This window comes from Maribacter spongiicola (genome assembly GCF_004364165.1).
Taxonomy (GTDB): Bacteria; Bacteroidota; Bacteroidia; order Flavobacteriales; family Flavobacteriaceae; genus Maribacter; species Maribacter spongiicola.
In genome coordinates, this window is sequence record NZ_SOAY01000010.1 from 1,332,831 (window position 1) to 1,345,477 (window position 12,647).

Annotated in this window: 12 protein-coding genes; 4 read left to right on the plus strand and 8 right to left on the minus strand. The window is 35.2% G+C overall.

The features are described 5' to 3' along the window. The first annotated feature begins 63 nt into the window (after positions 1 to 63). Entirely contained in the window at positions 64 to 1,080 is a 1,017-nt protein-coding gene (locus CLV90_RS06240; protein WP_133686613.1) for a DUF6588 family protein, read from the plus strand. A 183-nt stretch (positions 1,081 to 1,263) separates the two neighbouring features. Here CLV90_RS06240 and CLV90_RS06245 read toward each other — a convergent pair whose 3' ends face one another. Next, positions 1,264 to 1,641 (minus strand): hypothetical protein, encoded by a 378-nt coding sequence (locus CLV90_RS06245; protein WP_133686614.1) that lies wholly within the window; start codon positions 1,639 to 1,641, stop codon positions 1,264 to 1,266. A gap of 290 nt (positions 1,642 to 1,931) precedes the next feature. On the opposite strand from CLV90_RS06245, the gene CLV90_RS06250 reads away from it, so the two are divergent. The 3 genes from CLV90_RS06250 to secDF all read left to right on the plus strand — a co-directional run bounded on the left by CLV90_RS06250 (position 1,932) and on the right by secDF (position 6,700). Beyond that, positions 1,932 to 2,858, plus strand: a complete 927-nt coding sequence (locus CLV90_RS06250; protein ID WP_133686615.1) for a malate dehydrogenase — start codon at positions 1,932 to 1,934, stop codon at positions 2,856 to 2,858. Positions 2,859 to 2,994: 136 nt separating this feature from the next. After that, a complete protein-coding gene (locus tag CLV90_RS06255) occupies positions 2,995 to 3,612 on the plus strand; it encodes a hypothetical protein (protein ID WP_133686616.1) in 618 nt (205 codons plus the stop codon). Between the two features lie 109 nt (positions 3,613 to 3,721). Continuing rightward, a complete protein-coding gene (secDF, locus tag CLV90_RS06260; protein ID WP_133686617.1) occupies positions 3,722 to 6,700 on the plus strand; it encodes a protein translocase subunit SecDF in 2,979 nt (992 codons plus the stop codon). A 74-nt stretch (positions 6,701 to 6,774) separates the two neighbouring features. Here secDF and CLV90_RS06265 read toward each other — a convergent pair whose 3' ends face one another. The 7 genes from CLV90_RS06265 to exaC form a co-directional block, all read right to left on the minus strand. Next, a complete protein-coding gene (locus CLV90_RS06265; RefSeq protein ID WP_133686618.1) occupies positions 6,775 to 8,001 on the minus strand; it encodes an ATP-binding cassette domain-containing protein in 1,227 nt (408 codons plus the stop codon). After that, a complete protein-coding gene (locus tag CLV90_RS06270) occupies positions 7,998 to 8,522 on the minus strand; it encodes a GNAT family N-acetyltransferase (RefSeq protein WP_133686619.1) in 525 nt (174 codons plus the stop codon). The genes CLV90_RS06265 and CLV90_RS06270 overlap by 4 nt, the downstream gene beginning before the upstream one ends. 31 nt (positions 8,523 to 8,553) lie before the next feature. Then, positions 8,554 to 9,045, minus strand: a complete 492-nt coding sequence (locus CLV90_RS06275; protein ID WP_341777683.1) for a DUF192 domain-containing protein — start codon at positions 9,043 to 9,045, stop codon at positions 8,554 to 8,556. Positions 9,046 to 9,047: 2 nt separating this feature from the next. After that, complete coding sequence (lgt, locus tag CLV90_RS06280) at positions 9,048 to 10,010, minus strand: prolipoprotein diacylglyceryl transferase (RefSeq protein ID WP_133686620.1); 963 nt, start codon at positions 10,008 to 10,010, stop codon at positions 9,048 to 9,050. A 318-nt stretch (positions 10,011 to 10,328) separates the two neighbouring features. Continuing rightward, a complete protein-coding gene (yidD, locus tag CLV90_RS06285; protein ID WP_407943373.1) occupies positions 10,329 to 10,562 on the minus strand; it encodes a membrane protein insertion efficiency factor YidD in 234 nt (77 codons plus the stop codon). Positions 10,563 to 10,664: 102 nt separating this feature from the next. Further along, a complete protein-coding gene (locus CLV90_RS06290) occupies positions 10,665 to 11,039 on the minus strand; it encodes a DUF779 domain-containing protein (protein ID WP_133686621.1) in 375 nt (124 codons plus the stop codon). 12 nt (positions 11,040 to 11,051) lie between these two features. Then, entirely contained in the window at positions 11,052 to 12,575 is a 1,524-nt protein-coding gene (gene exaC, locus CLV90_RS06295; RefSeq protein WP_133686622.1) for an acetaldehyde dehydrogenase ExaC, read from the minus strand. Between the last annotated feature and the right edge of the window lie 72 nt (positions 12,576 to 12,647).

The following is a 12,647-nucleotide window of genomic DNA, read 5'->3' on the forward strand; positions in this document are numbered from 1 at the left end:
GTTTACACAACAAAAACCTGCGCCTACAGCGCAGGTTTTTTAGTTTTAGGTAAAATTAGAAATATGAAAAATCTATTGACTACTATTTTTGTTGGTACGTGCTTGACTGCTTCTGCTCAAGCAGATTTTAACAATGTGCTTTCAGCAGGTGTTGAAGATGCAGAAACATTTACAACAGATTATATGGCTCCGCTTTCTGAAAGTGTTGTTTACAGCATGTCTACAGGCTGGTATAATTCTGCTAATTCGAAACCGTTAGGGGGATTTGAAATTTCGATTATTGGTAACATTACTGGATTTAAGAATAAAGAGGATAAGAAGACTTTTATCTTGGACCCTAATGATTATCAAAATTTAGATTTTGTAGATAATCCTGGTGTGGCAAGAGCGGTTTCAACAGCTTTAGGTGATATTTCTGGTACAGAAGTATTTGTAGAAGGTGAGGTGTTAGGAGTAACGGTACGTGAGACTTTTGAGTTGCCATCTGGACTATCTGGTGAAGGTATCGATTTTATTCCTACAGGATATGTACAGGCAAGTGTAGGTTTGTTTAAGGGTACCGAGGTAAAAGCAAGATTCCTTCCTAAAATGGAATATGAAGATGCATCTATAGGATTGTTTGGTGTTGGTCTTCAACATGACTTTACTAAACTATTACCTGCAGATAAGATTTTACCTGTAGCTATTTCGGTAGTTATTGGGTATACCAATATTAGCGGTGATTATGATTTATCAAATGCCAAATTAATTGATGGTGAGGATCAGCGTATAGAGGCAGAAATTAGTAGTTGGGCTTTTGGTGCGGTGGTATCGACTAAACTACCGATCATTAATTTTTATGGTGGTGTCAATTATATTACCGGTAAATCTGTAACAGATGTTTTGGGAACGTATAGAGTGACTAGTGGACCTTTTGCTTCCGAAACTTATGTAGACCCTTTTTCGATTACAAAGAAGGTTAATGGTGTTACAGGCACGGTAGGTACTAAACTTAAATTAGGTTTCTTTAGATTGAATGCGGAATACAATTTAGGAGAGTTTAATACCGCTACAGTGGGTATTAACTTCGGTTTTAGATAATGAGAAGTTTTAAATTTTAAAAGGCCCGATAGGAATTATCTCTAATTCCGTCGGACCTTTTTTTGTGCTTTAAAAAAGCGTAGGTAATACTTGTTAAAAGCTGTTTTAGAACAACAATGGGTATAAAAAAGACTGCCCAGATCCCTCCGGACAGCCTTTTTCCCATGGCCCTGTTAAAATCGTTTATTCCCTTATTGCCAATGTAGCGCCATCTTTCTTTTGAAGGTAAAAACCATCATCAGTAGATTTAATAGTGATTATATTGTTGGGTTTGCCGTCAAGACCTTTATACTCTACTGTATAAATGTCATCTTGTTTGGACCAGTTGAAATCTGTTTTTAAGGTAATAGTAGAGCCTTTTATTTCATGATACCTTCCTAAGAAAACATCATTGAAAATCCATTCTTTTCTAATAGTCTGTTTTGCAGAACTTTCAGTTACTATTAATTCGGATTGTGACCATATCCCTATAATGGGATCGGTGTTTTGTTCGATGCGAGAACAGTTCGCAAAAAACACTATGGCGCATATGGCCAACAAAGAGAGGAACTTCTTAGTCATAAGTAGGTTAATTTAATTTTGGATTTGGGATCCACAGTATTTAACGTGACTAATATTGGGTTATTACTTTAATTCGATGTACGGTAACTAATTCACGATATCTTCGTTAAAGCGCAATTTTTTTTAACAAAACCTGCATTTTATCGATGTTTTTAAAGGCTTTCAGGGCTAATTAAATCAATAGTTCAATAGCATATTTCGTCAATAAATACCTATTTTTGGAGTGAAAATTCAATAAACATAAAGTGGACGTACCATTTTATATATAATAATTCATAAAATAGAAATAAATGAAAGTTACAGTTGTAGGTGCTGGTGCAGTAGGTGCTAGTTGTGCAGAATACATTGCCATTAAAGATTTTGCGTCAGAAGTGGTTATTTTGGATATTAAGGAAGGTTATGCTGAAGGGAAGGCTATGGATTTGATGCAAACTGCATCATTGATGGGGTTTGATACTAAGATTTCGGGTAGTACAAATGATTATGCTAAAACTGCCGATAGCCATATTGCTGTAATTACTTCTGGTATTCCAAGAAAACCAGGAATGACTAGAGAAGAATTAATAGGTATTAATGCTGGTATCGTAAAAACGGTATCAAGCAACCTTTTAAAGCATTCACCAAATGTTATTATTATAGTAGTAAGTAACCCAATGGATACGATGACCTATTTGGTACACAAAACTACTGGTATCCCTAAAAATAGAATTATTGGTATGGGCGGTGCTTTAGATAGCGCTCGTTTTAAATACCGTTTAGCAGAAGCTATGGAATCTCCTATTTCTGATATTGACGGTATGGTAATCGGTGGTCATAGTGATACTGGTATGGTGCCCTTAACTTCTCACGCAACCAGAAACAGTATTCGTGTTTCAGAATTCTTGTCTGAAGATAGATTACAACAAGTTGCAGATGATACTAAAGTAGGTGGTGCAACTTTAACAAAATTATTAGGTACTAGCGCATGGTACGCTCCAGGTGCGGCAGTTTCTTCTATGGTTCAGGCAATTGCTTGTGATCAAAAGAAAATGTTTCCATGTTCAACGATGTTAGATGGTGAATACGGATTAAAAGATATCTGTATTGGTGTACCGGTAATTTTAGGGAAAAATGGTATCGAAAAGATTATTGATATTCCTTTAAGTGATGCCGAAAAAGCTAAAATGAAAGAAAGTGCCGAGGGTGTTTCTAAAACAAACGGACTTTTAGAGCTCTAGTGCATACACACATAAATATATGAGAAGCCTTTATAGTTGAACTATAAAGGCTTTTTTATTTTAATAAGGTAGGCGTCAGAATCATATATTATAAAATTATACCACCTAGAATAATCTTTCTTTTTATATTTGCCGCATGAATTCAAAATGGTGCGTAAGTACTTTATTTATTATTCTAGCCTTATTGGGGCTATGTCAAGAGCAAAAGAAAGCTTCTAATCAACAAATTTTATTACAATTTGCAGATGTAGAATTAGCTTCAGAAACTGCTCATGATGAAATTTTGGCGGTTATTACCAAGAAACTAGAGGTCTTAGGTGTTGATGCTGTTCAAATTATTGAAAATGATGGTAGGCAATTAAGCATCCGTTATTATAGTGATGTTGATGCTGATAGTGTTAAGAAGTTTCTTTCTCAAGAAAACCAACTATCATTAGCGAATGAAGAAGAACTTCCTTCAGATTATCCAAAAGAACAATTACCAGAAAAATATAATTTAGTAGTATCAGACCTTCATCAGCAAGCTGATAATGGTGTTACCATAAACGCTACGCTTGTTGCATCTCAAAAGCATGATGTTAAAACGTTTTCTCATCCGGTAGTTTTACCATTTAGTGAAAACATACTTTTTGAGCAAGATGCAATTGTAGATACCGCTTATAAGATTAATAGAATTATTGCAATAGCAATAGATAATACTTCACGAACAATACCAGAAGTAAGGGCAGGCCCTTATGTATATGGGAATAGCTAATTCCATTCAAAAATATTTCTAAGCAACGTATTTACTATAGGTAGACTTCATTTGACTTAGATTTTTAAAATATTCAAAATAATAATCAACATAAATTAAATTATTACAAATGCAAAACAAGGGACTTATAAAGCTTTTTGCTTTATTATTTGGGTTAGTTAGTATTTACCAGCTATCCTATACTTTCATTACAAGTAAAGTAGAGAAAGAAGCGAATACTTTCGCTACCAGCCGTATATCCGAATCAGAAGAAGGTTATGTAGCAAAAAGAGAATTGATGGCAGCAAGCTATCTTGATTCTATTGGGAGTAATCCAATTTTTGGCTTTACCGATTACAATGAAGCAAAGAAGAAAGAACTAAATAAAGGTCTTGACCTTAAAGGTGGTATCAACGTTACATTGCAAATCTCTATTAAAGATATTCTTAAAGGGTTGGCTAATAATACCAAGAGCCCAATATTCAATAAAGCACTAGCTGATGCAGATGCTGCTGCTAGTAATAGTGATGACACGTATATCGATTTATTTTTTGAAGCTTTCGATAATATTAAAGGTGATACTAAATTAGCTTCACCAGATATCTTCGCTAACAAAGGTCTTAGTGATGAAATCAACTTTCAAATGTCTGATGATGAGGTTAAACCTATCATTCGTAGAAAAATTGATGAGTCTATCGTTTCTGCTTTTGAAGTATTAAGAGAACGTATCGATGGTTTTGGTGTAACACAGCCAAACATACAAAGAGAAGGTAACTCTGGTCGTATTTTGGTTGAATTGCCAGGTGCTAGAGATATCGCTCGTGCGCAAGATTTATTATCAAGTACTGCTCAATTAGAATTTTGGGAAACGTACAAGCAAAGCAATACTAGTTTTAGTACATTCCTTATTCAAGCGAACGAGAAATTAAAAACAATAGTTGAGGTTAAGCAACCAGAACAAATTAAAGCAGAGACTGAGTTGGATTCTTTATTGTCTGATGTTTCTGCTGATTCTTTAGATTTGGCTACACAGGTTAATCCTTTATACGAATTATTGATTCCTGCTAACCCAGGATCAAACGCAATGTTTCGTGCCGCTATAAAAGACACGGCAACTATTGGTTCTTACTTAAGAATGCCAGAAATTAGAAGGTTATTGCCTGCTGATATTCAGTTTACAAAATTTGTATGGGAAAGACCATCTGCAGAAGAAACTGAAGTTATAGATTTATACGCGTTAAAATCTAACCGCGATGGTACGCCTAGAATTAGTGGTGATGTAGTAAGTGATGCAAGAGCAGATTTCGATCAGTTCAGCAAGCCTGCCGTTTCTATGACCATGAATACCAAAGGTGCTAAAGAATGGGAAAAATTAACTGGTGATGCTTACACGAACCAGACTGGTATTGCTATTGTTTTAGATAACAAGGTATATACAGCCCCTGGTGTTTCTTCAGGTCCTATATCTGGTGGGCGTTCAGAAATTACGGGTGACTTTACAGTAAACGAAACTAAAGATATTTCTAACGTACTTAGAGCTGGTAAATTACCTGCTTCTGCAGAAATTATTCAATCAGAAATTGTTGGTCCTTCATTAGGTCAAGAAGCTATTGATAGTGGTTTTATGTCATTTTTAATTGCTTTTGTAATTGTTCTTTTATGGATGATTAGTTATTACGGTAAAGCAGGTGTATTTGCTGATATTGCATTAATGTTGAACATCTTATTGATATTTGGTGTCTTAACTAGTTTAAATGCAGTATTAACTTTACCTGGTATTGCCGGTATCGTTTTAACACTTGGTATGTCTGTCGATGCTAACGTACTTATTTTTGAGCGTATTAAAGAAGAGTTGGCAAAAGGTAAAGGCAAGAGTCAAGCTGTTGCTGACGGTTTTGGTAATGCATTGTCTTCTATTTTAGATGCGAACATTACAACCGGTTTAACTGCAATCATCTTATTCATATTTGGTTCAGGTCCTATTAAAGGTTTCGCAACTACATTACTTATCGGTATTGTAACATCTTTATTTACTGCAATATTCATTACTCGTTTATTAATCGACTGGTATATTAGTGGAAAAGGTAGAAGCTTAGATTTCTCTACTGGTATTACTAAAAACCTTTTTAAGGGAATCAATGTTGATTTCTTGGCCAAAAGAAAAATTGCTTATGTAATATCTGGAATTTTAATAGCAGTTGGGTTATTTTCATTGTTAGCAGGACCAGGATTACAAAAAGGTGTAGATTTCATTGGTGGACGTTCGTATACTGTACGTTTTGAGCACCCTGTAAATCCTTCTGAAATAACATCAGAATTGAATACTGTATTTGGTAGCGGAACAAACGTGAAAACATATGGTGAGTCTAACCAAGTAAAAATTACAACTCCTTATAAAGTAGATGTAGAAGGTATCGAAGTAGATACTGAAATTCAAGATAAACTATATGCTTCGCTTCAAAAATATTTGCCAGATGGTTTTAGTAAAGAAGCTTTTGTATTAGGTGGTGTAGATGAAGAGGCAGTTGGTATTTTAGCATCTGTAAAGGTAGGACCAACAATTGCAGATGATATTCAGAAAAATGCATTCTTGGCAATTTTAGGTTCATTGCTTGTAGTTTTCCTTTATATCTTATTAAGATTTAGAAGATGGCAATTCTCATTGGGTGCTGTAACTGCAGTATTCCATGATGTATTGATTGTGCTAGGTGTATTCTCCATATTCGGTAAACTAATGCCTTTTAGCATGGAAATTGATCAAGCATTTATTGCGGCGATTTTGACCGTAATTGGTTACTCGTTGAACGATACCGTGGTAGTGTTTGACCGTATTCGTGAAACGTTATCAGAACGCGGCTGGAAAGGCGGTACTAACATTAACTACGCTATTAATAGTACATTAAGTAGAACTTTGAATACTTCATTAACAACATTGGTGGTGTTATTGGCAATTTTCATTTTTGGAGGTGAGTCGCTAAGAGGATTTATGTTTGCAATGATCGTTGGTGTTGTTGTGGGTACATACTCATCTATATTTATTGCAACTCCTGTAATGTTCGATGCATTGAGCAAGAAAATTACTTCTGGTGAGGTAGTTAAAGAAGAGTAGATAATATAACTAACTCAAATAGAGAAAGAGCCGTTCAGAAATGAACGGCTTTTTTGTTTTAAAAAGGTTTGCGTTTATTTAAAGATTCCCGATGAGCCATGCTCACTGGGTATAAGGTCTAAAGTCTGTTTGGGTTTAAGACCTTTTTCTTTTCTATGTGAAACGAAGATTATTGCGGTATCTGTTTCATTGGCAAATTTGTTAACTAATGAAACCAATAGGCTAGCAGATTCATCGTCCATGCCTGCCGTAGGCTCATCTAAAATTAGAATTGGTGGTCTTTTGACCATAGCACGTGCCGTCATTACTAATCGTTGCTGACCTGTTGACAGCGTATTGAAATATTTATTTTTTATAGGATAGAGATCTAATAAGAGTAGCCACTGTTTAATGACTCTCTTTTGTAGCTCTGTTGGGATGGTATAAAGCCCTACAGAATCGTTTAAGCCTGAAATCAACATGTTTTCAATAGAATGCTTGCCATTGAATTTTAGTGTCATTGCAGGTGCGTAATAGCCTATTTTTTGTTTTATATCCCAAACGCTCTCGCCACTTCCTTTTTTATTTCCGAATAGATAGATTTCTTGACCGAATGCTTTAGGGTTGTCTCCGAATATCATGGAGAGTATAGTTGATTTTCCACTTCCGTTGGTGCCTGATAATTGCCAAAAATCTCCCTTCTTTACGGTCCAGTTAATAGCATTCAATATTTTTTTATTTCCGTAGGATATGCTGACGTTTTTAAAATCGATTAGCGGAGATTCAATATTTGGGTATGTCGTGTTAGATTGCGGAATACTGACTGCATTGAAAGCACTATGGATTTCGTAATCATTTGAGGATGTACTCTCGGTGATGGCGAATATATTCTTATTCAAATTTCCAAAACAATTTATGAACGATAGCGTGTCTGACTTTCGACTTGCTAACTGAATAAATGAAATGTGTTTAGAGTGATCTTTAAGTATCGTTTTTAATGCTTCTTGAAATTCGATATCTAAATTATCAAAAGGATTATCTAAAATGATAAAATCTGGTTTTTCGCTCAGCAAGTAATGTAGCAACGCTCTTTTTTGTTCACCACTAGACATAGTTTCTAGCGCTTGATGTTCAGAGCTAATAATTTTCCTGTCGTGTTTATCTTCTTCGTCAATAAGCTTATCCAACGTGAAAGCTGAAAATAAGCTACCAGTTTTATCATTGAATTCTTTAAGGTCTAAAGGTATAATACCACGCTGAAAATCTTTAATGAAGCCTTTTTTATCAGAATTGTTATCTAAGTAAATTACCCAATGATTCATGATGCATTTATTCTAAAAATATGAACTGTATTGTTGTGGTAGGTAGTCGTAAAATCTAAAAACATGCCGTTTTTTAATGCTGTTTTCTGCGACGGAATATTGTCAACTTGTATGATCGATATTAAACTAGTTACCCATTTTTTAGTAAAAGCTACTTGTTTGCATTTTTGGGCTGCTTCAAACGCAAAGCCTTGTCGCCAGTACTTTGGTAGTATAGAATACCCTATTTCCAATTCTTTTTTACCATCAACTTCTTGTATCAACAAACCACAAAGACCTACTAAAGTATTGGTGCCTTTTAGGAATAGTGCATTCATGCCGCCCAGGTTGTCATTGTAGCGTTCAAAGATTCTATTAAATTGTTGTTGGCAAGCTTCTTTGGGGTCAGATGGTAACCCTGTCCAGAATTGACTACTTAAAGGTTCTTCATGAAAGGATAGCCAGCTTTCGAAATCTGATTGCTGTACTTCTTTAAAAATTAAGCGTTCAGATTCCTCATTAAATAATACGTAGTCTGGCATTAAATTGTAATAAAATATAACAGGCAGTAATTTATTTTCTGCTAAAACTTATACTATCACCAATAGATAGCCCTAGTTCTTGTGCTAGACCACCATTAATTTCAAGAACGTATTTAATTGGAACTTGTGATGTTAGCCCAGACTCATTAAGTGGCTGGGCATTTTCTTGAAAACTAGCAATCTTTAAATCTTCTTTTATGTAAATAATATCCAAGGGAAATTCTGTATTCTTCATGTAAAAAGAATGCATTCTCTCGTCAGGGAAAATAAATAACATTCCTTGGTTACTATCCATTCCCTTTCGGTACATGAGTCCGGTTTGGGTTTCATAATCAGTTTCTGCAAACTCAATATTGAATTTGGTTTTTACGGTATCACTTGTATTTAAAAATATGGTTATATCTCCTTCATGAGTGAAATCTATACTTTGCGTAGCAATAGTCTTCTTAGGTTCTTCTTTACAAGACAAAGCTAGTAGTGCAACAACCATTAGAATAACCGAACTTTTATGTATCGTTTTCAATATTATGCAGTTTTAGTTTTTTTGAACATAAAGTATAATCCAACTAGGATAAAAGGAATACTTAACCATTGACCGGTTGATAGTAATCCTAAAGACTCTTCGAATCCGCCCTGACTTTTCTTTACGAATTCAACTAAGAAACGAACGGTCCATAATAACACAAAAAACAATCCAAATAAATACCCTGGCTTATTCTTTTTATCAGTTTTCCAGTACAGAAAGTATAGTAGAACAAATATTAAGAGGTAGCCTATACCTTCGTATAATTGTGCCGGATGACGATATGGTATTTCAGCTAAATATTGGGAAAACTGCGGATTATTCTCAATCGCTGCATATGCGGCATTTAAAGTTTTTTCTTGTGTAATGCTCAATGCTTTTGATGGGTGTAAATCATCTGAATCGCGAATAAATTTAGTAGCGAAGATGAAATTCTCATCAACAATTTTACCATTGATTTCAGAATTGAAAAAGTTACCTAAACGTACACAAAAACAACCAATAGCAACAGGTATGACCATTCTGTCAAATATCCAGAGCATTTTAAATTCAGGAAATTTTCTAGTATATAAATAGGTACCTATGATAATACCTATTGTAGCACCGTGACTGGCTAAACCGGCAAATCCTGTAAATTCATAACCATCTATTAAACCAAACAATAGACTGCCAGAAGCACTTTCGCGAACAGGAATTAATATTTCTATAAGGTGATTAGAATAGTATGCCCAATCGTAAAAAAATACATGACCTAATCTGGCACCTAGCATGGTGCTTAAAACTGTGTATATGAAAAGGGAGTCTAGTTGCTCGACAGATTTTTTCTCATTGAGGAATATCTTTTTCATGATAAACCAACCTAAAGCAAAGGCGGTTATCCAAAGAAGATTGTAGTACTTTATTTGTATGAATCCGATGTTGAAAAGTGTTTCATTCGGATTCCAAGTAATTCCTAAGAAATGCATGTGTTAAATTTTGAAAGGCTAAGATAATAAAATAGAAATCTCCCTAGGCTTTAGAATTGGAAAATCGGTTTTGCGTTTAGTTAAAAGAGGGTTAAGATATTATAGAAAAGGGAAGATAGAAATTAGAGAATAGAATATAGAGTAGAGAAATTAGATATTAGAAAAGAGATTTTTTAATTTGACTATGTCAAAAATTTTTTCCAACTGAACTTTTAATTTTAACTAGCGTTTTTTTGCCTTGAACTTGAACTTGAACTTGCGTCTTGAACTTGAACTTGACTTTTGAATTTGAATTTGCGTATTGAACTTGAACTTTATTTAAGGAACGGGGTCATATCCTTTTCCGCCCCAAGGGTTGCAACTGAAAATACGTTTAATCGCCATCCATCCTCCTTTAAATAAACCGTGTTTTTTTAATGCTTCTAAGGTGTATTGAGAGCACGTAGGGGAGTATCTGCAGGTCGCAGGTGTGTATGGAGATATCGCTAGTTGGTAAAAACGAACTAGAAATACGAAAGGGGCAATCAGAATTTTTTTTAATGAAATTTTCACGGTGATAATTTGATAACACAAATTTACTACAAAACTAGTAACGGTTGTAAATAACAAGTCCCGATGAAAAACATCAGGACTTGTATCTATTGCTCATTGCTTTTAGGATCCAATTCTAATCGGTTCTAAATGTTCAGCTTCTTCTTCAGAATACAATCTAGATTTGATTAAAAATCGAATGCCCATGGGTATTTCTAATGAAAAACTTGAACCTATACCTGGCGTAACATCAATTGTGAGTTGAGTATGTTTCCAATACTCAAATTGGTCTCTTGACATATGAAAGTCACAACCCTCAATACTGCCTAGGCAAACATCATTGTCATCGAGCATTAATTCACCTTTTTCAAAGCACATCGGCGCAGAGCCATCGCAACAACCACCACTTTGGTGAAACATGAGTTCGCCATGTTTGTCCTTCAGCTGAGCTATTATTTCAGCCGCTTTTTCGGTTACCAATACTCTCTTTGTTTCCATCGTAATTCGTTTTTAAAAGAATCCCATTTTTTTCTTATCATAAGAGATAAGCATGTTTTTGGTTTGACGGTAATGTGCCAACATCATTTTGTGGTTTTCTCTACCAATACCTGATTTTTTGTATCCACCGAAAGGTGCATGTGCAGGGTATAAGTGATAGCAGTTTACCCAAACTCTACCTGCTTTAATAGCTCTAGAAATTTGATATGCTTGGTGTGTATCTCTTGTCCAAACGCCGGCACCTAAACCATATAAAGTGTCATTTGCAATTTCAATCGCTTCTGCTTCATCTTTGAAAGTAGTTACACAGAGTACAGGTCCAAAAATCTCTTCTTGAAAAACACGCATTTTATTATTGCCTTTTAGAATCGTCGGCTGAACGTAGTAGCCGCCTTCTAAACCTTCATTATATGCTTGCTCACCACCAGTTAGAACTTCACAACCTTCTTCTTTACCTATTTGTATGTAATTAAGAATTTTTTCAAATTGGTCGTTAGAAGCCTGTGCGCCCATCATAGTGTTAGGGTCTAATGGGTGTCCCATTTTAATAGCTTTGGTACGTTCGATTACACGTTCTATAAACTTATCGTAAATACTTTCTTGCACCAACATACGAGACGGACAAGTACAAACTTCGCCTTGGTTTAAAGCAAACATATTGGCACCCTCCAGACACTTGTCAAAGAACTCATCATCGGCATCCATAATGCTTTCAAAGAATACATTCGGAGATTTACCACCTAATTCTAAGGTTACGGGAGTAATATTTTTAGATGCATATTGCATAATTAATTGTCCGGTTGTAGTTTCTCCGGTAAAAGCAATTTTGTCAATTCTTGGGCTAGAAGCTAAAGGTTTACCTGCTTCGGCACCAAATCCGTTGACAATATTTAAAACACCGTCAGGTAGTATGCCTTCAATGATTTCCATTAAAATTAGTATACCTACAGGTGTTTGTTCTGCCGGTTTTAAAACTACGCAGTTACCGGCAGCCAGAGCCGGAGCCAATTTCCAAGTGGCCATCAATAAGGGAAAATTCCATGGTATAATTTGACCCACGACGCCTAATGGTTCGGTGACGTTTAGTGCAACTGTATTAGAATCTAGTTCACTGACCGATCCTTCTTCTGCTCTAATTACACCTGCAAAATATCTAAAATGATCTACTGCCAAAGGTAAATCGGCAGCACGGGTTTCGCGAATTGCTTTACCATTATCCCAAGTTTCAGCCCTTGCCAGTACTTCTAAATTTTGCTCAATTTTATCGGCAATTTTCAAAAGCATATTACTTCTTTCTGTTGCTGAAGATGCGTTCCACGACTTTGCTGCTACCCAAGCGGCATCAATTGCCATATCAATATCTTCTGCGGTAGATCTAGGTATTTTGGTGAATGATTTACCATCTACTGGTGAGATGTTGTCAAAATATTCTCCTTTGCTTGGTGCAACCCATTTACCGCCAATGAAGTTTTCATATTGGTTTTTGAATTCGGGTTTTTGAAGTACGTCTTTTTCTACAGTCTCTGTTGTGCTCATAGTATATGATTTAAGTTAATAATAGAAGTAAGCTCATATAGGTACTACCGATACGATATTCTAAATGTACTT

Coding starts and splice junctions, on each gene's coding strand:
- CLV90_RS06240 (WP_133686613.1), top strand. CDS start 64: ATGAAAAATCTATTGACTACTATTTTTGTTGGTACGTGCTTGACTGCT.
- CLV90_RS06290 (WP_133686621.1), bottom strand. CDS start 11,039: ATGGAAACAAAGAGAGTATTGGTAACCGAAAAAGCGGCTGAAATAATA.
- CLV90_RS06270 (WP_133686619.1), bottom strand. CDS start 8,522: ATGCCAGACTACGTATTATTTAATGAGGAATCTGAACGCTTAATTTTT.
- secDF (WP_133686617.1), top strand. CDS start 3,722: ATGCAAAACAAGGGACTTATAAAGCTTTTTGCTTTATTATTTGGGTTA.
- CLV90_RS06245 (WP_133686614.1), bottom strand. CDS start 1,641: ATGACTAAGAAGTTCCTCTCTTTGTTGGCCATATGCGCCATAGTGTTT.
- exaC (WP_133686622.1), bottom strand. CDS start 12,575: ATGAGCACAACAGAGACTGTAGAAAAAGACGTACTTCAAAAACCCGAA.
- CLV90_RS06265 (WP_133686618.1), bottom strand. CDS start 8,001: ATGAATCATTGGGTAATTTACTTAGATAACAATTCTGATAAAAAAGGC.
- lgt (WP_133686620.1), bottom strand. CDS start 10,010: ATGCATTTCTTAGGAATTACTTGGAATCCGAATGAAACACTTTTCAAC.
- CLV90_RS06250 (WP_133686615.1), top strand. CDS start 1,932: ATGAAAGTTACAGTTGTAGGTGCTGGTGCAGTAGGTGCTAGTTGTGCA.
- CLV90_RS06255 (WP_133686616.1), top strand. CDS start 2,995: ATGAATTCAAAATGGTGCGTAAGTACTTTATTTATTATTCTAGCCTTA.